The following is an 18,963-nucleotide window of genomic DNA, read 5'->3' on the forward strand; positions in this document are numbered from 1 at the left end:
GGGATGTCCCTCCTCCTCGCGCCATGGGCCCGGCTGTCGCTGCTCGTCGTGCTGCTCGTGGCGGCCGGCGTGTGCGTGCTGCTGTACGAGCCCCAGCGGCTCCTCTCGGAGGGCTGGCCGCCGGGGCTTCCGATGGGCACGGCGGTGGTGCTGTTCGCGGCCGTGTACGGGGTGTGCACGGCGGCGTTCGTTCCGCGCCCCCTGCTCAACCTCGCCGCCGGGGCGGTCTTCGGCAGCCAGGCGGGCCTGGTCGCGGCGGTCGCCGGCACGGTCCTGGGCGCCGGGATCTCCTTCGGCCTCGGCCGGGTGCTGGGCCAGGAGGCGCTGCGTCCGCTGCTGCGCGGGCGCTGGATCCAGGCGGCCGACGGGCAGCTCAGCCGGCACGGCTTCCGCTCGATGCTCGCCGTCCGGATCTTCCCGGGAGTGCCGTTCGCGGTGGCCAACTACTGCGCGGCGGTGTCCCGCTGCGGCTGGCTGCCCTTCCTCCTCGCCACGGCGGTCGGGGTCGTCCCCAACACCGCGGCGTACGTGATCGCGGGCGCCAACGCCTCCTCCCCCGGTTCGCCCGCCTTCCTCGTCTCGTTCGGCTTCATCGTCGTCTCGGTGGCGGGTGCGGGCGCGGTGGCCTGGCGCAAGCGGCACCGCCTGGCACCACCCCGGATCCACGGAGCGGCGTACGAGCTGACGCCCCAGCACCCCCCAGTGGTCACCGCTACTCCACACGGGCCCTAGCATCGGGGGCGAACTGCCCGACGATCACAAGGACGAGCGCACCCCGACATGAGCTGGTTCGAATCCCTAATCCTCGGTCTCGTCCAGGGGCTTACGGAGTTTCTCCCGATCTCCTCCAGCGCCCACCTGCGGCTGACCGCGGCGTTCGCCGGCTGGCACGACCCGGGAGCGGCCTTCACCGCCATCACGCAGATCGGCACCGAGGCCGCCGTGCTGATCTACTTCCGCAAGGACATCGCGCGGATCGTCTCCATCTGGTTCCGCTCGCTGTACACCAAGGCGCTGCGCTCCGAGCAGGACGCCAAGATGGGCTGGCTGGTGATCGTCGGCTCGATTCCGATCGGCGTCCTCGGCCTCGTCTTCAAGGACGCGATCGTCGGCCCCGCTCGCAACCTGTGGCTGACGGCCACCACCCTGATCGTGATGGGTGTCGTGCTCGGCGTCGCCGACCGGCTGGCCGCGCGCGACGAGGAGGGCGGCCGGCACCGCGCCGTCCGCGAGCGCAAGACGCTCAAGGAACTGGGCGTCAAGGACGGTCTGATCTTCGGTCTCTGCCAGGCCATGGCCCTGATCCCGGGCGTCTCCCGCTCCGGCGCCACGCTCTCCGGCGGCCTGCTGCTGGGCTTCACGCGTGAGGCGGCGGCCCGTTACTCCTTCCTGCTCGCCATCCCGGCCGTCCTGGCCTCGGGTGCGTTCGAGATCAAGGACGTGGTGGAGACGCCGGGCCACATCTTCTGGGGTCCGACGATCTTCGCGACGGTCATCGCCTTCTTCGTGGGGTACGCGGTCATCGCCTGGTTCATGAAGTTCATCTCCAGCAAGAGCTTCATGCCGTTCGTGATCTACCGCATCGCCCTGGGCATCGTCCTCTACGTGCTGCTCGGTATGGGCGAGCTGAGCGCGGAAGCCGGCGCATCGGGCTCGTAGCCGCCGGCTCGCTCACCGCTTCGCGTGAACCGCAGGCCGTTCGGGAACGTTCCCGGGCGGCCTGCGCGTCGTTCTCCCTGGAGAGGGTCGAAGGCAAGCAGCAGGGGGTGTCCCATGGGTCGAGTGGTGCTGGAGCGGTTTCCGGCCGGAAGTCCACGGGGGAGCTGGCCCGCCGAGGAGTACGCGGCGCAGCGGTTGCGGGAGGGGGTGCCGGCCGAGGTCGTGATGGACCTGGACAGCGACGCGTTCCTCGTCGTGGTCCGCCAGCGGGAGGCGCATTCCGGTCACTGACCGCCGGTACGGAGATCCCGTCGGCGCACGCCCCTTGGACTCGCGGCCCCGCGCCCCCACACTGTCCCGATGACGCAGCGTGTGGACCTCGCGACGGTGATGGACCGGCTGGCGATCGACGAGGTGGTCTCCGGGTACGCGGTGGCCGTCGACGACGGTGACTGGGAGCGGTACCGGGCCCTGTTCACCCCTGCCGGGCGGGCGGACTACAGCTCGGCGGGCGGGATGGAGGGCCCGGCCGGGGAGGTCGCGGAGTGGCTCGCGGAGGCCATGAAGCTCTTCCCCGTGCGCCAGCACCTCATCGTGAACCGGCTGATCCGGCTGGAGGACGTGGACGGTTCGCCCGGCGACGGTGCCGAGGTGCGCGCGGACTTCCTCAATCCGATGCGGCTCGCCGGGGACGAGTTCGACGGGACGGTCACCGCGCCCAATTTCGTCGCCGCCGGGCGCTACACCTTCGCGCTCGCCCGCACCTACGACGGCTGGCGGCTGACCCGGGTCACCGTGCACGAGAAGTGGCGGCACATCTCGGCCTGACTGCCACACTGGAAGCGGAGGCGCCCATGGTCTCGCTACGCAACGGGGGGTTCCCCCGGTGGTCCCCCGGGTGGCGCGCGCCGGCCGCGGTCGGCTCCGGCGCCCTGCCCGCCCTGGCCTTCCCGGCGCCCGCGCTCTGGTGGTTCGCGTACGCCGCCCTCGTGCCCTGGATGCTGCTGCTGAGGTCGGCCCCCACCGGCCGGCGGGCGGCGTGGGAGGGCTGGCTCGGCGGCGCCGGGTTCATCCTGGCCGTCCACCACTGGCTGCTGCCGAGCCTGCACGTCTTCCTGCTCCCGGTGGCCGCGCTGCTGGGCGTGCTCTGGATCCCCTGGGCGCTGCTGGTGCGGGAGTTGCTGGGCGGGCGCCCGTCGGCGGGCCGGGCGGCCGCGGCGCTGGTCCTCGTGCCGGCCGGGTGGCTGCTGTCGGAGCTGGCCCGGTCCTGGCAGGGGCTGGGCGGGCCGTGGGGGCTGCTGGGGGCGAGCCAGTGGCAGGTGCCGCCCGCGCTGCGGCTGGCCTCGGTGGGCGGGGTGTGGCTGGTGAGCCTGCTGGTGGTGGCGGTGAACTGCGCGCTGGTGCTGCTGCTGGCGGCGCCGGGGGCGCGGATCCCGGCGGTGGCCGGGGTGACGGGGTGTGCGGTGCTGACGGGGGTGGTGTGGCTGTGGGCGGAGCGGCCCGAGGTGTCGGGCAGGCTGCGCGTGGCCGTCGTACAGCCCGGCCCGATACCGGACGGGCCCGACAGCGCGGAGCTGCGGTTCGCGGCCGGGGAGCGGCTGACGCGGACGCTGGCCGGGCAGCGGCCGGACCTGGTGGTGTGGGGTGAGAGCAGCGTCGGCGCGGACCTGGCGGCCCGGCCCGACCTGGCCCGGCGGCTCACGGCCCTGTCGGCGCAGGTCGGGGCTCCGCTGCTGGTCAATGTGGACGCCCGCGGGCCGGACCGGCCCGGCATCTACAAGTCCTCCATGCTCATAGGCCCCCAGGGGCCCACGGGCGACCGCTACGACAAAATGCGCCTCGTCCCCTTCGGGGAGTACGTGCCCGCCCGCGCCCTCCTCGGCTGGGCCACCTCGGTGGGCCGGGCAGCCGACGAGGACCGCATGCGCGGCAAGGCCCCGGTGGTCATGAGCCTGCCCGGCGGTCTCCGCCTCGGACCGCTGGTGTGCTTCGAGTCGGCCTTCCCGGACATGTCGCGGCACCTCACCCGTGACGGGGCGTCCCTGCTCGTGGCCCAGTCGGCGACGTCCACCTTCCAGGACAGCTGGGCCCCGGCCCAGCACGCTTCGCTGGCCGCGCTGCGGGCGGCGGAGGACGGCCGCCCGATGGTGCACGCCACCCTCACGGGAGTCAGCGTGGTGCACGGGCCGTCCGGCGAGCGGATCGGCCCGGCACTGCCCACCTCCGCGAGCACGGCGGCGGTGTACGAGGTCCCGCTGGCGACGGGCACGACCCCGTACGTCCGGTTCGGGGACTGGCCGGTGGGCGCGGCCCTCGCCGCGCTCACGGCCTTCTGCGCGGCGCGGGGCGCCCGCTCGCTCAGGAGGCCTGCTCCAGAGCCGAGTTCACCACCCGCTCGCACAGCTCGTGGGTGAGCAGCGCGTCCCGGGCGCTGAGCGTCTTGCCCGCGGCGACGGCCTCCAGGAAGTGGTCCACGACCTGCTCGATGCCGCGCTGGCGGGCGACGGACACCCAGTCCCCGCGGCGCCGGACGGTCGGCTGTCCCTTGTGGTCGATGACCTCCGCGAGGTTGACGACCTGCCGCTTGGTGTCCTGCCCGGACACCTCCAGGATCTCCTCGGTGGAACCGGAGAGCCGGTTCATGATCCCGAGCGCGGTGAAACCGGCACCGGACATCTGGAGCACCACCTGGTGCATCAGCCCCTCGCGCACCACGGCCCGGACGTCGACGTGGTCGGCTTCGCCGGGCAGCAGGAACCGCAGGGTATCGACGACGTGGATGAAGTCGTCCAGCACGAGGGTGCGCGGGTCCTCGGGGAGCCCGACGCGGTTCTTCTGCATGACGATCAGCTCGCGCGGGTGGTCGGCGCACTGCACGTACCCGGGCGCGTGGCGGCGGTTGAAGCCGACGGCGAGCGAGACCCCGCGCTCCTCGGCCAGTTCGACGAGCTTCGCGGAGTCCGCGAGCTCGTAGGCGAGCGGCTTGTCGACGTAGGTCGGCACGCCCGCCTCCAGGAGGCGCTCGACGATCTCGGGGTGGGCGGTGGTCGGGGCGTGCACGAAGGCGGCGTCGAGGCCCTCGGCGAGCAGCGCGTCGAGGCCGGTGTGCAGGCGGCCGGCCGGGACGCGGTGGATCTCGCCGACCCGCTCCAGGGTCGCGGGGGTGCGCGTCTGCAGGTGCAGCTCGATCCCCGGCCGGGTGGTGAGCACGGGCAGGTACGCCTTCTGCGCGATGTCGCCGAGTCCGATGCAGCCGACCTTCACGCGCGCCTCCTGGTGTGTTCCTCGTGGGATGCCAGCAGCTTAATCCCTGGTGGCGGACAGCCCCGTTCGCCGAGGATGTGCCCATGACGATCACCTCCGGAGCACATCGCGAAGAGCCCGCCACCACCGCCGACGAGCGGGAGATGCTGGACGGCTGGCTCGACTACCACCGGTCCACCCTCGCCTGGAAGTGCGAGGGGCTCGACGACGAGCAGCTGCGCCGCACCCCGCTCGCGCCTTCGGCGCTGAGCCTGCTGGGTCTCGTACGGCACATGGCGGAGGTGGAGCGGTACTGGTTCCGGGAGGTGATGCTGGGCGAGGACCTCCCCGAGCTGTACTCCACCCGGGAGAACCGGGACGGCGACTTCCACTTCACCGACGAGGGCACCTGGGCGGAGGCCGAGCAGGTCTGGCAGACCGAGGTGGAGCTCGCGCGGCAGGCCGCCGCGGGCCGTTCCCTGGACCTGCGCTCGCGGCCCGAGAGCCACCACCGCGGCGAGGTGTTCAGCCTGCGCTGGGTCTACACCCACATGATCGAGGAGTACGCCCGCCACAACGGCCACGCCGACCTGCTGCGCGAGCACGTGGACGGCGCCACCGGCGACTAGGGGGTGTCCTGCGGATGTCCTGCGGGGCGTCCGGCCGTCACCCGTGCGGGGTGAATATGGCTTCCGGGTTTCCCAACGCGGTCCCCGCCCCGCCAGAGTTGCGTGAGTGCATCCAACCCGAACCACGACAACGCTGCTGCTCGGAGTCGCCTGCGCCGTCTCCGCCGTCTCCGGCTGTGTGAATGTGAGCCCCGCGCCCGGGACGCCGGCCACCGGCCCCGCCGCGGGGTCCGCGCCGCGGCACGAGCCGCGCGGCGGGCCCGGAGCCTCGCCGGTGGTCGTCCAGGCGCCCGCGCTGGAGGCGCTGGAGGCGGCACCCGAGCCGTCCGCGACGCCCACGGCCCCCGCCTCCGCGGCCGCCGCCCCTGCGTCCCCGCGGCGGAGCGCGCAGGCCCCGCCGCCGGTCCCCGACATCCCGGAGCCGCGCAAGCCCGCCGATGCCGCCCCCGGCCGCGCGGGCGCCGGCCACCCGCATCCCCCGGGGCCCGGAGCGACGGTGGAGCGCGAGCTGATGCGGGAGCTGCCGGTGCGGCCGGCCGACGTGTGCGCGCTGGGCCGCCGGCACGGCCACTGGCACCCGGACAGCCCGGAGGCCCGTATCTGCTCGGGCGTCCACGGCGGCTGACGACGCCGGGCGCCCGCCACCGGCCCTACGGGGACTGCTCCGGGAACGGCGGGGGCCCCGCCTCCGGTCCGGCGGCCAGGCGCCGCTCCAGCCGGGCGATGGCGGCCCGTACGCCGTTCCCGTACCCGTCGTCGGCCAGCGCGGCGGCGGCCGCCCGGGCCCGGGAGAGGTGCACCCTGGCGGCCTCCGGCCGGCGCAGCTGCGCGTAGTCGTCGGCGAGGCTCAGGTGGAGGGACGGGTAGAACCCCCGGGGGACCGGCGGCCCGTCCCCCGGCGCCTCGGCGGCGGACAGGGCCCTGAGGTCCCAGGCCAGCTCGTCGGCGGGGTCGTCCTGGGCGTCGGCCATGTAGTGGGCGAGGGTGCAGCGGTGCAGGGAGTCCCCCTCCTCGCCCAGCTCGGACCAGATGTCGCCGAGCCGGTTGCGGGCCTCCTCGCGGTCCCCGGCGTGCAGCAGGATGACCGCCTGGCCGATCCTGGTCATGACGGCGTCCTCCGACGCCTCCTGCTGCTCCGTCACCGCGGCCTCCGGCTTGCTCTGCCAGACCTGCTCCGGTCTGATCATCAAGAAGCTAGCCGGAGGCACCGGCAATGGCGCCGAGGCGCGGTGTGGCGTCAGCCGAGGTCCGGGATCCGCCAGTCGATCGGCTCATGCCCCTGGGCGGCGATGGCCTCGTTGATCTGCGTGAAGGGCCGGGAGCCGAAGAACTTCTTGGCCGACAGCGGGGAGGGGTGGGCGCCCTTGACGACCACGTGCCGCTCCTCGTCGATCAGCGGGATCTTCTTCTGGGCGTAGGCGCCCCACAGCACGAAGACGGCCGGGTCGGGGCGGTCGGACACGGCGCGGATCACCGCGTCGGTGAACTTCTCCCAGCCCTTGCCCTTGTGCGAGTTCGGCTCGGCCTCGCGGACGGTGAGCACCGCGTTGAGCAGCAGGACGCCCTGCTCGGCCCACGGCATCAGGTACCCGTTGTCGGGGATGGGGAGGCCGAGCTCCTCCTTCATCTCCTTGTAGATGTTGCGCAGCGAGGGCGGGGTCTTCACGCCGGGCTGCACCGAGAAGCACAGGCCGTGGCCCTGGCCGGCTCCGTGGTAGGGGTCCTGGCCGAGGACCAGAACCTTCACCTTCTCGAAGGGAGTGGCCTCCAGGGCCGCGAAAACCTGCTCGCGGGGCGGGTAGACCGGCCCGTTCGCCCGCTCCTTCTCGACGAACTCGGTGAGCTCTTTGAAGTAGGGCTGGTCCAGCTCCCCGCCGAGGACGGGGAGCCAGGACTCGGGCAGCATCTGGGTCACGGCACAACCTCCGGTACAAGTTCTAGCGACTGATCAAGAACCTACCGGGGGCCACTGACAACGCGGCGGCCGCCCGTCCCGGCGGCCGCCGCCCGAGCCTCGCTACCAGCTGGTCTTGCGGTAGAACTCCCACATCTGCATGACGGTCTGCGGGTCCAGGGCCCGCTCGGCGCCCGCGATGTCCTCGCGCGCGGCCACGTACAGCTTGCCCTGCCACAGCGGCAGCAGCCGGACGTCCTCGGCGAAGATCTGCTGGGCCTGCTCGAAGTCGTGGACACCGGCGGAGCGGTCGCCCTCGCGGCGGGACCTGGGCAGCAGCTCGGTCAGGATCTGGGCGGGCTCGTACGGGGTGCCGACCGCGTTCTCCTTGCCGACGAACGGCGCGATGAAGTTGTCGGGGTCCGGGAAGTCGGGGAACCAGCCGCGGCCGAAGACCGGGTACTCCTGGCCCTTGTAGCCGGCCTGGAAGGCCTTCCAGGGCGCGCTGCGCAGGGTGACCTTGAACAGCTGGCTCTCGTCCAGCTGGCGCTTGATCTCGGTGAACTCCTCCGCGGTGGAGGAGCCGTACCGGTCGGTCGTGTACCAGAAGATCAGATCGACGGGCTGGGTGATCCCGGCGTCCCTGAGGATCTTCTTCGCCTTGGCGACGTCCGCCGGGCCGTACTTGTCGTAGAAGGGCGTCTTGTGGCCGACGACCCCCTTGGGGACCATCGAGTACAGCGGCTCGGCGGTGCCCTGGTAGACCTTGGAGACGAGCGCGCCGCGGTCGATCACCTGGGCGATGGCCTGGCGGACCGGGAGCTTGGCGACCGACGGGTCCTTGGGGTTGAAGACGAGGTAGCGGATCTCGGAGCCGACGTTCTCGACGACCTGGACACCCTGTCCGTGCGAGGCGGGCGTCTGGAGGTCCAGGACCTCCGAGGCCGACAGGCCGCGGTAGATCGCGTCGATCTCCTTCGCCTTGAGGGCGGCGGTCATCTTCGGGGACTCCGCGAAGTAGCGGATGGTCACCCCGGAGTTCCGGCGCTTGGCGAAGCCGTTGTAGCTCTCGTTGCTGTTGAGGACGGCCTCGCCGTTCTCCTTGTACGACTCGAGCACGTACGGGCCGGAGCCGACGACCTTGCCGTCCTCCCGGACCTTGCCGGCCGGGTACTCCTTGGGCGCGACCAGCGAGGCGGCGGGCGAGCCGAGGACGAACGGGAAGGTGGCGTCGGGCGTGTTCAGGTGGAAGACGACCGTCTGCGCGTCCGGGGTCTCGATCTTGTCGAGCGAGCCGAAGAGGTCCTTGGGGCCGACGCTGGAGTTGATGGTCCTGATCCGGTCCAGGGAGTGCTTGACGGCCTTGGCGTCGAGCGGGTCCCCGTTGGAGAACTTCAGGCCCTTGCGCAGGGTGCAGCGGTACGACTCGTTCTTCGCGTCCGTGAACTCGCAGTTCTGGGCGGCGTCCGGCTGGGGCTTGGTCGAGCCCGTCGGGAAGGCGACCAGGGTCTGGTAGACGTTCCGGTACAGCTCCCAGGAGCCGTCCCACGCCGCGGCGGGATCGAGGGTGCTCGGGGCGCTCGTCGTGCCGACGACGATCCGCTTGGCATCGTCGCCCTTGTCGTCCGAGAGCAGGCCGCATCCGGCGAGCAGGGATATGGACGCAAGGGCCGCAGTGATCTGCAGGCATCTGGTCCGGATGAACACGTGCACGCTCCCTCGATCAGCCATGGGTGCGGCAGACCCTACCGCAGTGCCCCACGAATCCAATGGGCAGGTTTCGTGGGGCAGATGACCGGTTCCGTGCGTATTCGTGATGCATTTACCTCCTCCCAGGAGGCAAATGCGTCCGATTATCGGTCAGTGCACGCCGGCATTCAGGAACATTCCCCCGTCAACGACGAGAGTTTGCCCCGTAATCCATTCCGCTTGTGCAGATGTAAGAAAGGCCGCGGCCCCTCCGATGTCCTCCGGGACCCCGAGCCGGCCCAGCGGGTAGGCGGCCGCCGCCTCCTGCTCCCGGCCCTCGTAGAGCGCCTGCGCGAACTTGGTCTTGACCACCGCGGGAGCGATCGCGTTGACCCTGACCCCGGGCGCCATCTCGTGGGCGAGCTGGAGGGTCAGGTTGATCATCGCCGCCTTGCTCATCCCGTACGCCCCGATGAAGGGCGAGGCGGAGACGCCCGCGATGGAGGCGATGTTCACGATCGCCCCGCCGTTGTCCTTCTGCCAGGCGTGCCAGGTCCGCTGGGCGAAGCCGAGCGCCGAGATCACGTTGGTCTCGAAGACCTTGCGCGCGACCCCGAGGTCCAGGTCCGCGATCGGACCGAAGACCGGGTTGGTGCCGGCGTTGTTGATCAGGAAGTCGACGCGGCCGAAGGCCTCCATCGTCCGCTCGACGGCGAGGGCCTGGTGCTCCTCGTCGTGCGCCTTGCCCGCGACACCGATCACCCGGTCGGCACCGAGCCGCTCGACGGCCTCCTTGAGGGCCTCTTCGTTGCGCCCGGTGATGCACAGCCGGTCGCCGCGCGCGACCAGCGCCTCGGCGACGCCGTAGCCGATGCCCCGGCTCGCGCCGGTGATCAGCGCGACCTTGCCGCTGTCCGTTCCTTCGTACGTCATGGCGTACGCCCCTGCCTCTCGTGGTCCGGTCAGTTGAGGGGGCCGCCGGCCACGTACAGGACCTGGCCGGAGACGAAGCCGGCGGCCTCGCCCGTGAAGAAGGCGATGGCGTTGGCGATGTCGTCCGGGGTGCCGACGCGCTGGACGGGGATCTGGGTGGCGGCCGCGGCCTTGAAGTCGTCGAAGCCCATGCCGACGCGGGCCGCGGTCTGGGCGGTCATCTCGGTGGCGATGAAGCCGGGGGCGACGGCGTTGGCGGTGACGCCGAACTTGCCGAGCTCGATGGCCAGGGTCTTGGTGAAGCCCTGCAGACCGGCCTTGGCGGCGGAGTAGTTGGCCTGGCCGCGGTTGCCGAGGGCCGAGCTGCTGGAGAGGTTCACGATCCGGCCGAACTTGGCCTCGACCATGTACTTCTGACAGGCCTTCGCCATCAAGAACGCGCCGCGCAGGTGCACGTTCATGACGGTGTCCCAGTCGGTGTCGCTCATCTTGAAGAGGAGGTTGTCGCGCAGCACGCCCGCGTTGTTGACCAGGACGGTCGGAGCGCCGAGCGTGCTCGCGACGCGCTCGACGGCCGCCTCCACCTGCGCGCTGTCGGACACGTCGCAGCCGACCGCCAGGGCCTTGCCGCCGGCCGCCGTGATGGCCTCGACGGTGTCCTTGCAGGCCGCCTCGTCCAGGTCGAGTACGGCGACCGCGCGGCCCTCGGCGGCCAGGCGAACGGCGGTGGCGGCGCCGATGCCCCGGGCCGCCCCGGTCACGATCGCGACGCGCTGCTCGGTGGTGGACATGTGGATCTCCTCGCCCTTGAGAGACGGCCGCCCAGAGGTGAGCAACCGCTTAGTAGCTTCAGCTGAGGAGACGCTAGGAGCCGTAGCGCTGCGCTGTCAACGGGAGCTCGGTGAGCCGCGGCGCCTCGTCCGACCCCGCCGGCGGCACATTCGGCCTCGCCGGCGTTTGAGGCGCGGGGGTCCGGGGGCAGAGCCCCCGGCAGCGGCGCCGCACCCGCCCACCGCCCGGACCCCGGTTCACCGAACCAACAGGTCCAGCAGCCTCTCCACCTCCACCGCCGCATCGGCCGTCAGGCCGGTATGCACCGGCCCCGGCTGCACGACAGTGCTCCGCGGCGCGATCAGCCACCGGAACCGCCGCCCGGCATCGTCGCCCGCCGCCTGCCCCGCCGCGGCGCCCCCCGCGCACACGCCCTCGACCCCGTGCAGGGCCGCCCGTACCCCGGCCACGTCCGCCCCGGGGTCCAGCGCGAGGAGCTTCGCCTCGTCGAGGTGGGTGCGCGCGGCGACGTACCCCTGCGCCCGGCAGTAGACGATCACTCCCGCGTTGAAACACTCTCCGCGTTCCATCCGGGGCACCACGCGCACCAGCGCGTACTCGAACACGTCCCGCTTGGTCACTCGTTGTCGCTCTTCTTCTTGGTCTTGTGGGGCCATTCCGGCAGGTGGTCGGTGAGCCAGCCCGGCGGCTTCGACGGGGCCTTCACCTCGGCCTCCAGCGAGATCCTCTCGTGGATCGTGGCCGCGCGCGGCAGCAGCGCCTCCACGTAGGCGCGTCGCAGGGCGTCGGTCGAGTCGAATCCCGGCTCGTCGACCAGCCACTCGTCGGGCACGTCGGCCGCCACCTCGGTGAGCAGTTCCTCGGTGACCAGCGGCGCGAGCGCGGCCGCCGCGCTCGCGATGTCCGGCCCCACGGGGGCCAGTACGTGGTCGGAGGCGTTGTACGGCTTGGCGGCCGCGGCCGCGGCGGTGGGCCAGTTGTGGTGCCAGATCATGGTGGCGCCGTGGTCGATGAGCCAGACGTCCCCGTGCCAGACCAGCATGTTCGGGTTCCGCCAGGACCGGTCGACGTTGTTGATGAGGGCGTCGAACCAGACGACGCGCCCCGCCTCGACCGGGTCCACCTGGTAGGCGAGCGGGTCGAAGCCGATCGAACCGGGCAGGTAGTCCATGCCGAGGTTCAGCCCGCCGCTGGCCTTGAGCAGCTCCTGGACCTCCTGGTCGGGCTCGCCGAGCCCGATGACCGGGTCGAGCTGCATCTGCACCAGCCGCGGCACCCGCAGCCCGAGGCGCTGGGCGAGCCGCCCGCAGATGACCTCGGCAACCAGGGTCTTGCGGCCCTGGCCGGCGCCGGTGAACTTCATGACGTACGTACCGAGGTCGTCGGCCTCGACGATTCCTGGGAGCGAGCCGCCCTCACGCAAGGGCGTGACGTAGCGGGTCGCGATCACTTCGGACAACATCCGCCCAGGTTACGGCGGTCAGCTCGCGGTGGCCCACTGATTGATCAGCGCCTCGGCGGTGGTGATGGTCGCCACGAGGGCGAGGGAGTTGCGGATCACCTCGGCGGTGCAGGAGGCGGGCACCCCGGCGATCGCGTCGGACGGGACCACCACCTGGTAGCCCAGGTTCACTGCGTCGAAGACGGTGTTCGGGATGGCGATGTTCGAGGAGACCCCGGTGACGACGAGGGTACGGACGCCGAGGTTGCGCAGCAGTGCGTCGAGGTCGGTTCCGGCCATCGGGGACAGTCCGTGCAGCCGGCGGACCACCAGGTCCTGTTCGGCCACGGCGATGGGCGCGGCGACCTCCACGGCCCCGCTGCCCGTCAGCTGGCGGACGGGCAGCTTCCCGGCGGCCCGGAACAGCCGCGCGTTGGTGTTCGCCCCGCGCCCGTCCGGCCGCCGCTCGGCGACCGCGTGCAGCACCTGTACGCCGGCCCCGCGCGCGGCGTCGGCCAGCGCGGCGACCCGCTCCAGCATCCCGGAGTCCCTGGCCTCCTTGGCGAGCTCGGGCAGCGCGCTCTCCTCGCCGACGACCCCGTTCTGGCATTCGACGGTGAGCAGCGCGGTGGTGGCGGGATCGAGTTCCGGCATGGCTCCCCCTGGCGTGACGACCGAACAGCCCGCATGATTCCTGACACACAGTCAGATGTGAAGGGGTGCGGGACGCATGGACGAGACGCGGTCGACAGCGGCACAGCGGCGGGGGCGCCGCATCATGATGAGCGACGCGGAGGTGGACGCCTTCCTGCGCGAGCAGCGGACCTGCCGGGTGGCCACCGTCTCCCCGGACGGCCGCCCGCACGTGGGCGCCCTGTGGTTCGCCTGGGACGGCACCTCGCTGTGGCTCTACTCGATCACGCGCAGCCGGCGCTGGGCGGACCTGCGCAAGGACCCGCGCATCTCGGTGGTCGTGGACTCCGGAGAGGCGTACGACGAACTGCGCGGGGTGGAGCTGTCCGGCAGCGCCGTCTTCGTGGGCGAGGCCCCGCGCACCGGCGAGCCCTGCCCCGAACTGGCCGAAGCCGAGCGGATCTTCCCCGTCAAGAACTTCGGCATCGAGGAGATGCCGCACGACGGCCGGCACGCCTGGATCCGCCTCACCCCGGAGTCGGTCGTGTCCTGGGACTTCCGCAAGATCTAGTGCTGTGGCCGGAAAGGTTTGCCGGGTCGCGGTGTCCGGTGCGGTGCATCGCAAGGCGGAGGGCCGCGGCTCGTACTGGACGTACTTGCGCGGTCCGACAACGCAGCGAGGTGCCGTGCCGGGCGCCGCGACCCGGTGAACCTTGCCGGTCACAGCACTAGCGCTGTGACCGGCGGGACCTGCGGCCGCGCCGTGCGTCCAGCGCGGTTGCCCGCCGGACCGGGCCTACCCGATGCCGGCGGCCGCCTCGCGCAGGGCCTCGACGGCGGCCCTGATGGAGGGCCGCCGGTCGGCGTCCGCGCGCCAGACCGCGTACACGTGGCGGCGTACGGTGTCGCAGACCGGCAGCAACCGGACCCCCGGCGGCACCGGGCCGCGCCCCAGCTTCGGCGCCACGCACACGCCGAGCCCGGCCTCCACGAAGGCGAGCTGGGTGTGGTGCTCCTCGGCGATGTGGGCGATGCGCGGCTCGATCCCCGTCCCGCGCAGGGTGGAGACGAGCCATTCGTGGCAGAACTGGCCCTCGTTCCAGGAGATCCAGTCGTCGTCGGCGAATTCGGCCAGGGCGATCCGGTCCCGGCCGGCCAGTCGGTGGCCGGCCGGGACGGCGATGTCGACGGAGTCGTCCAGCAGGTGGGTCCGGGTGAGTTCGGCCGGCACCGGCATGCGCTTGTTGTGCCAGTCGATGGCGAGGGCCAGGTCGAGGTCCCCGCGCACGACCGCCGCCATGCTCTCCTCCGGCTCCCGCTCGCGCACCAGGGCCCGCAGGTCGGGGTGCCCCTCGCGCAAGGCGGACAGGGCCCGCGGCAGCAGTCCGCGCATGGCGGTGGGGAAGGCCCCGATGCGCAGCTCGCCGACGGCGCGGCCCCGCTGGGCCTCGACATCGGCCTGGGCCAGCTCCACCTGGGAGATGATCCGCGCCGCGTGGTCGGCGAGCAGCCGCCCGGCGTCGGTGAGCCGGACCCCGCGGCCGTTCTTGGCCAGCAGCGGCTGGCCGACCTCGCGCTCCAGCTTGGCCATCTGCTGGGACACGGCGGAGGTGGTGACGTGGAGCCCGTCGGCCGCGCCGCTGACCGAGCCGTGGCGGGCGAGGGCGTCGAGGGTACGCAGGCGCTCCAGGTTCAACATGTAAGCGATGCTACGCCGTCACCCCCAGCAAGTCTCGCTTGTCCTACGAAGTTGATGGGCGCAAAGTAAAGGCCATGAGCGCACCCACCGCCCCGCGGCCCACCCTCCCGACCGCCTCTGCCGCTTCCTCCCCCACCGCCGCCGCCACCGCCGCCGTCCGCCGCGTCCGCCTCCTCGACTGGCGGGTCCGCTTCGCGATCCTCTCGGTCGTCTGGGGCTTCAGCTTCCTCCTGATCAAGGTGGGCACGGAGGCCTACGCGCCCTTCCAGGTGGCGCTGGGCCGGGTCCTGTTCGGCGCGCTCGCCCTCCTCGCCGTCCTGCTGGTACGCCGCGAGCCGCTCCCCCGGGGCCGGCGCACCTGGGGTCACCTCGCCGTGGCGGCGCTCCTGCTCAACACGGCCCCCTTCTCGCTCTTCGCGTACGCGGAGCTGAGCATCCCGTCCGGCCTGGCCGGCATCTGCAACGCCACCTCGCCGCTGTGGGGCATGGCGCTGTCGCTGGTCGCGCTGTCCGAGGACCGCCCGACCAGGCGCCGCTTCGCCGGTCTGGGCCTGGGCTTCCTCGGCGTGCTCACCGTGCTCGGGGCCTGGCAGGGCTTCTCCGGCGTCGACGCCAAGGGCACCGCGTTCGCCCTGCTGGCCTCGCTCTGCTACCCCATCGGCTGGATCTACGTCCGCCGCACGCTGGCCGGCACCCCCGGATCCCCGGCGGCCCTGACGGGTGGCCAGCTGATGCTCTCCACGCTCCAGCTCGCCCTGGTCAGCACCGTGTTCACGTCCGCCCCGGCAGCCTTCCCGCTCTGGCCGACCCTGTCGGTGATCGCCCTGGGCGCGCTCGGCACGGGGATGGCCCTGCAGATGCAGTACGGCCTGGTCGCAAAGGTCGGCCCGACCACCGCGCAGATGGTCACGTACTTCATCCCGGTCGTGGCCACGACGGCGGGCGTCCTGGTGCTCGGCGAACAGCTCCACTGGAACACCCCGGTCGGCGCCGCGATCATCCTGGCGGGCGCCGCCCTCACCCAGACCCGCCCCGCCCCCACCCCCTCCACTCCGGCCGCACCCTCCACCCCCGCCGGCGTCTGAGGCGCGGGGTCAGCGGCGGAGCCCCGGGACGCGGCGGGGCGGAGGCCCGCGGTCAGACCGAGCGGCCACGCCCCGCCGGGTGCACCGCAGCGGCAACGGCATCCGCCAGCCCCGGCACCTCGGCCACCGACAGCGTCGAGACCGTCAGCCGGACGCCCGGCCCCGACTCCAGCCGATGGCGGGCGCCCTCAGCCACGGCCCACCCCGCGGCCATCAGCCCCGCCACCACCGCGGTCTCACCGGCCACGGCCACCGGCACCCACACGTTCAGCCCGCTCGCCCCGTGCGCCCGCACCCCCCGCTCCCGCAACGCGGCGACCAGCGCGTCCCGCCGCTCGTCGTAGGCGCGGGCCACCGCCGCCCGGTCCACGGCGTGCGAGGTCCACAGTTCCACCACCGTGTACTGGAGCAGCCGGCTCACCCACCCCGGCCCCAGCCGCTGCCGGCCGCGCACCCGGTCCAGCGTCACCGCGTCCCCTGTGAGCACCGCCAGCCGCAGGTCCGGCCCGTACGCCTTCGCCGTGGACCGCACCAGCGCCCAGTGCCGGGTCACCCCGCCCAGCGACCGCAGCGGGCGGTCGACGATCCCGTGGCCGTGGTCGTCGTCGATCACCAGCACGTCCGGGTACCCGGCCAGCAGCTCCCGCAGCTCCGCCGCCCGGTCCGCGCCCACCACCGCCCCGGTCGGGTTCTGCGCCCGCGAGGTGACCACCAGCGCCCGCGCCCCGGCCGCCAGCGCCCGGGCCACCGCGTCCGCCTGCGGGCCGTCGTCGTCCACGGCCACCGGCAGCACCTTCAGCCCGAGCGCGGCGACCAGGTCGAGCGCGCTCACCCATCCCGGGTCCTCGACCGCCACCGCGTCGCCCGGCCGCAGATGCGCGGTCAGCACCCGCTCGATCCCGTCGAGCGCGCCCGAGGTCACCGCCACGGGCCCGGCCGGCACCCCGTCCGCGTCGAACTCCGCCCGGGCCAGGCGCGCCAGCTCCGGCACCACCGGGTCCTCCCCGTAGAGGGTCGGGGCCTTCGCGTACCGGCGGGCGGCCCCGGCCAGCGCCCCGCGCAGCGAGGGCAGCAGCGACACGTCCGGGTTGCCCGTGGTGAGGTCCCGTACGCCCGCCGGCACAGTCATCGGCAGCGCGTCCCGGGGGGTGCTCGACGGGCGCGCCCGGACCCGGCTGCCGCGCCGCCCGTCGGTCTCGATGACCCCGCGCTCGCGCAGCGTCCGGTAGGCAGCGGCGACGGTGTTGGGGTTCACCCCCAGCTCACCCGCCAGCTCCCGCATCGGCGGCAACAGCGATCCGGGCGCGAGCGCGCCCGATCCCACGCCCGCTTCGACGCTGGCCGCGATATCCGATGCACGGCGCCCTTCGATCCGATAATCTCCTAGCACAAACCCAAGTATGCACTAATACAAAAGGCGCGCACAATGACCAGCACCCCCGCGACAGAGACCGCCTACGAGCCCACCGAGCGCACCGTGCCCACCCGCTCCCGGGACCGGGCCCGCTACGACCGCGAGACGGTGCACTCGATACTCGACCAGGCCTACGTCTGCCACCTCGGTTACGTCCGTGACGGTGCCCCCGTGGTCCTCCCCACCCTCTTCGCACGCGTCGGCGAGGCGCTCTACGTCCACGGCTCCACCGGATCCCGCCCGCTGCTCGCCGCCGGCAAGGCCGACCCGGGCCTCGCCGTCTGCGTGACCGTCACCCACGTCGACGGCCTGGTGCTGGCCCGCTCGGCCTTCCACCACTCGCTCAACTACCGCTCGGTGGTGGTCCAGGGCACGGCCTACCAGGTGACCGACGAGGAGGAGCGCCGGCTGGCCCTGAACGCCCTCGTCGACCACGTCGTCCCGGGCCGCTCCGCCGACTCCCGGCCCGCCAACGCCAAGGAGCTCGCCGCCACCGCGGTGATCCGCCTGGACCTGGCCGAGGTGTCCGCGAAGCTCCGCACCGGCGGCCCGAACGACGACGCCGAGGACCTGGGCCTGCCCCACTGGTCGGGCGTGGTCCCCGTCGCGCCGGCGTTCGGAGCCCCCGTGCCCGCCGCGGACCTGGCCCCCGGCATCCCCGTCCCGGACTACATCACCGCACTCTGAGGACGCTCCCGCACGACGGCCGGCCCGGCCGCCACCGGCCCGGGCCGAGCCGCCGGACGCCGGGCTTCCGCCACGATCAGCGCTCCCACCGCCGTCAGCAGCAGTACGGTTCCCAGCACCACCGCGGCGGTCAGCCGCTCCCCGAGCACGAGGACGGCGATCGCCGCCGCGCTCACCGGCTCGATCAGCATGATCACGGACACGGTCGCGGCCCGCACGGCGGCGGCCCCGGTGAAGTAGAGCGCGTACGCGAGCGCCGTCGGCACGGTGGCGATGTACGCCAGCAGCCACAGCACCCGCCCGAGTTCGGCGGTGTGCGGCAGCAGCCCCTCCGCCCAGGCGAGCGGCAGCAGGGTGACCGCGCCCACCGCGACCGACCAGGCGGTGGTGATGAGGGGGTCGCCGCCCGCCCCGCGCCGCCCGAGCAGGCGGGCCCGCAGGGTCATGGCCGCGTATCCGGCGGCCGACAGCAGCGCCCAGCCGACGCCGAGGGGCCGTACCTCACCGCCCCCGCTGCCCAGCACGAGGACGGCCAGCCCGGCCAGCGCTCCGCAGACGGCGGCCAGGCCGCCGCGGCCGAGGCGCTCGCCCATCCAGTACCGGGCCCCGAGGGCGATGAGCACGGGTCCGGCGCCGAGCGTGACGACGGTGCCGACCGCGAGGCCGGTCTCGCGCACGGCGGCGAAGTAGGCGGCCTGGAACAGGGTGAACAGCAGCCCGGTCCCGATCAGCGAGGCCTTGGACGGCCGCGCCCGACCCTCGTCGGCCCGGCGGCGCCCGCGTACGGCGAGCACCCCCAGCAGCACCGCGAGCCCGCCCGCGCACCGCCAGAAGGACAGGGCGAGCGGGCCGAGGTCACTGGCCAGGAAGAGGAGGGAGGCGGCCGCTCCGGCAGTGCCCCAGGCGGCTCCGGCGACGACGAGGTACAGCAGACTGCGCCCGGCAGCGGGCGAATGATTCGACACGAAAGTCTCCGCGCATGCGTGAAGGATGAAAGGTGCAGGTCATCGCTTCGCGGGCAGCGCGCATCGGCCCGGGAACCCCGGGCTCGGAATGTGGGGGTGCCGCCCGCGCCTAGTGCTGTGACCGGCAAGGTTCACCGGGTCACGGCGCCCGGCACGGCACCTCGCTGCGTTGTCGGACCGCGCAAGTACGTCCAGTACGA

Annotated in this window: 22 protein-coding genes; 10 read left to right on the forward strand and 12 right to left on the reverse strand. The window is 72.9% G+C overall.

The window, feature by feature from the left end:
• The first annotated feature begins 3 nt into the window (after positions 1 to 3).
• The 5 genes from AB0O21_RS24630 to lnt all read left to right on the forward strand — a co-directional run bounded on the left by AB0O21_RS24630 (position 4) and on the right by lnt (position 4,073).
• Positions 4 to 732, forward strand: a complete 729-nt coding sequence (locus tag AB0O21_RS24630) for a TVP38/TMEM64 family protein (RefSeq protein WP_365173944.1) — start codon at positions 4 to 6, stop codon at positions 730 to 732.
• A 48-nt stretch (positions 733 to 780) separates the two neighbouring features.
• The gene (locus tag AB0O21_RS24635; protein ID WP_365173947.1) at positions 781 to 1,659 is read left to right on the forward strand and encodes an undecaprenyl-diphosphate phosphatase; all 879 of its coding nucleotides are present in this window, start codon (positions 781 to 783) and stop codon (positions 1,657 to 1,659) included.
• A gap of 114 nt (positions 1,660 to 1,773) precedes the next feature.
• A complete protein-coding gene (locus tag AB0O21_RS24640; RefSeq protein ID WP_329388158.1) occupies positions 1,774 to 1,950 on the forward strand; it encodes a hypothetical protein in 177 nt (58 codons plus the stop codon).
• A gap of 69 nt (positions 1,951 to 2,019) precedes the next feature.
• Entirely contained in the window at positions 2,020 to 2,487 is a 468-nt protein-coding gene (locus AB0O21_RS24645) for a nuclear transport factor 2 family protein (protein ID WP_365173950.1), read from the forward strand.
• A gap of 26 nt (positions 2,488 to 2,513) precedes the next feature.
• On the forward strand, positions 2,514 to 4,073 hold the full coding sequence (lnt, locus tag AB0O21_RS24650; protein WP_365173952.1) for an apolipoprotein N-acyltransferase: 1,560 nt from the start codon (positions 2,514 to 2,516) through the stop codon (positions 4,071 to 4,073).
• Here the strand turns inward: lnt and AB0O21_RS24655 are convergent.
• Complete coding sequence (locus AB0O21_RS24655) at positions 4,018 to 4,923, reverse strand: Gfo/Idh/MocA family oxidoreductase (RefSeq protein WP_365173955.1); 906 nt, start codon at positions 4,921 to 4,923, stop codon at positions 4,018 to 4,020. The two genes, lnt and AB0O21_RS24655, sit on opposite strands and share 56 nt — an antisense overlap.
• An 83-nt stretch (positions 4,924 to 5,006) precedes the next feature.
• Here AB0O21_RS24655 and AB0O21_RS24660 point away from each other — a divergent pair, with 83 nt between their 5' ends.
• Both AB0O21_RS24660 and AB0O21_RS24665 read left to right on the forward strand, forming a co-directional pair.
• Positions 5,007 to 5,531: a DinB family protein gene (locus AB0O21_RS24660; protein ID WP_365173958.1), complete on the forward strand. Its 525-nt coding sequence runs from the start codon at positions 5,007 to 5,009 to the stop codon at positions 5,529 to 5,531.
• 106 nt (positions 5,532 to 5,637) lie between these two features.
• Positions 5,638 to 6,156, forward strand: a complete 519-nt coding sequence (locus AB0O21_RS24665) for a hypothetical protein (protein WP_365173960.1) — start codon at positions 5,638 to 5,640, stop codon at positions 6,154 to 6,156.
• Between the two features lie 25 nt (positions 6,157 to 6,181).
• Here the strand turns inward: AB0O21_RS24665 and AB0O21_RS24670 are convergent, their stop codons facing one another.
• The 8 genes from AB0O21_RS24670 to AB0O21_RS24705 all read right to left on the reverse strand — a co-directional run bounded on the left by AB0O21_RS24670 (position 6,182) and on the right by AB0O21_RS24705 (position 12,934).
• Positions 6,182 to 6,673: a hypothetical protein gene (locus AB0O21_RS24670; RefSeq protein WP_365174007.1), complete on the reverse strand. Its 492-nt coding sequence runs from the start codon at positions 6,671 to 6,673 to the stop codon at positions 6,182 to 6,184.
• 95 nt (positions 6,674 to 6,768) lie between these two features.
• On the reverse strand, positions 6,769 to 7,437 hold the full coding sequence (locus AB0O21_RS24675) for a uracil-DNA glycosylase (RefSeq protein WP_365174009.1): 669 nt from the start codon (positions 7,435 to 7,437) through the stop codon (positions 6,769 to 6,771).
• A gap of 111 nt (positions 7,438 to 7,548) precedes the next feature.
• Positions 7,549 to 9,156, reverse strand: coding sequence for an ABC transporter substrate-binding protein (locus AB0O21_RS24680; RefSeq protein ID WP_365173963.1), 1,608 nt, complete (start codon positions 9,154 to 9,156; stop codon positions 7,549 to 7,551).
• 129 nt (positions 9,157 to 9,285) lie between these two features.
• Positions 9,286 to 10,047: an SDR family oxidoreductase gene (locus AB0O21_RS24685; RefSeq protein WP_365173966.1), complete on the reverse strand. Its 762-nt coding sequence runs from the start codon at positions 10,045 to 10,047 to the stop codon at positions 9,286 to 9,288.
• Positions 10,048 to 10,076: 29 nt separating this feature from the next.
• Positions 10,077 to 10,838 (reverse strand): 3-oxoacyl-ACP reductase FabG, encoded by a 762-nt coding sequence (gene fabG / locus AB0O21_RS24690; RefSeq protein WP_365173968.1) that lies wholly within the window; start codon positions 10,836 to 10,838, stop codon positions 10,077 to 10,079.
• 237 nt (positions 10,839 to 11,075) lie between these two features.
• Entirely contained in the window at positions 11,076 to 11,459 is a 384-nt protein-coding gene (locus AB0O21_RS24695; protein WP_365173970.1) for a DUF3037 domain-containing protein, read from the reverse strand.
• Positions 11,456 to 12,301: a HipA family kinase gene (locus AB0O21_RS24700; protein ID WP_365173972.1), complete on the reverse strand. Its 846-nt coding sequence runs from the start codon at positions 12,299 to 12,301 to the stop codon at positions 11,456 to 11,458. The genes AB0O21_RS24695 and AB0O21_RS24700 overlap by 4 nt, the downstream gene beginning before the upstream one ends.
• Before the next feature lie 18 nt (positions 12,302 to 12,319).
• A complete protein-coding gene (locus tag AB0O21_RS24705; protein ID WP_365173974.1) occupies positions 12,320 to 12,934 on the reverse strand; it encodes a cysteine hydrolase in 615 nt (204 codons plus the stop codon).
• Between the two features lie 76 nt (positions 12,935 to 13,010).
• Here AB0O21_RS24705 and AB0O21_RS24710 point away from each other — a divergent pair, with 76 nt between their 5' ends.
• Positions 13,011 to 13,484, forward strand: coding sequence for a pyridoxamine 5'-phosphate oxidase family protein (locus AB0O21_RS24710; RefSeq protein ID WP_365173976.1), 474 nt, complete (start codon positions 13,011 to 13,013; stop codon positions 13,482 to 13,484).
• A 225-nt stretch (positions 13,485 to 13,709) separates the two neighbouring features.
• On the opposite strand, the gene AB0O21_RS24715 is transcribed toward AB0O21_RS24710, so the two are convergent.
• Positions 13,710 to 14,612, reverse strand: coding sequence for a LysR substrate-binding domain-containing protein (locus AB0O21_RS24715; RefSeq protein ID WP_365173977.1), 903 nt, complete (start codon positions 14,610 to 14,612; stop codon positions 13,710 to 13,712).
• 74 nt (positions 14,613 to 14,686) lie between these two features.
• Between AB0O21_RS24715 and AB0O21_RS24720 the strand changes: the two genes are divergently transcribed.
• Complete coding sequence (locus AB0O21_RS24720; RefSeq protein ID WP_365173979.1) at positions 14,687 to 15,697, forward strand: DMT family transporter; 1,011 nt, start codon at positions 14,687 to 14,689, stop codon at positions 15,695 to 15,697.
• Between the two features lie 52 nt (positions 15,698 to 15,749).
• Here the strand turns inward: AB0O21_RS24720 and AB0O21_RS24725 are convergent, their stop codons facing one another.
• Positions 15,750 to 17,087: an aminotransferase class I/II-fold pyridoxal phosphate-dependent enzyme gene (locus AB0O21_RS24725; protein ID WP_365173982.1), complete on the reverse strand. Its 1,338-nt coding sequence runs from the start codon at positions 17,085 to 17,087 to the stop codon at positions 15,750 to 15,752.
• A gap of 36 nt (positions 17,088 to 17,123) precedes the next feature.
• Between AB0O21_RS24725 and AB0O21_RS24730 the strand changes: the two genes are divergently transcribed.
• Positions 17,124 to 17,798: a pyridoxamine 5'-phosphate oxidase family protein gene (locus tag AB0O21_RS24730; RefSeq protein ID WP_365173984.1), complete on the forward strand. Its 675-nt coding sequence runs from the start codon at positions 17,124 to 17,126 to the stop codon at positions 17,796 to 17,798.
• Here the strand turns inward: AB0O21_RS24730 and AB0O21_RS24735 are convergent.
• A complete protein-coding gene (locus AB0O21_RS24735; protein WP_365173986.1) occupies positions 17,780 to 18,763 on the reverse strand; it encodes an EamA family transporter in 984 nt (327 codons plus the stop codon). The two genes, AB0O21_RS24730 and AB0O21_RS24735, sit on opposite strands and share 19 nt — an antisense overlap.
• Between the last annotated feature and the right edge of the window lie 200 nt (positions 18,764 to 18,963).

The organism is Streptomyces sp. NPDC091371 (assembly GCF_040684275.1).
GTDB lineage: Bacteria > Actinomycetota > Actinomycetes > Streptomycetales > Streptomycetaceae > Streptomyces.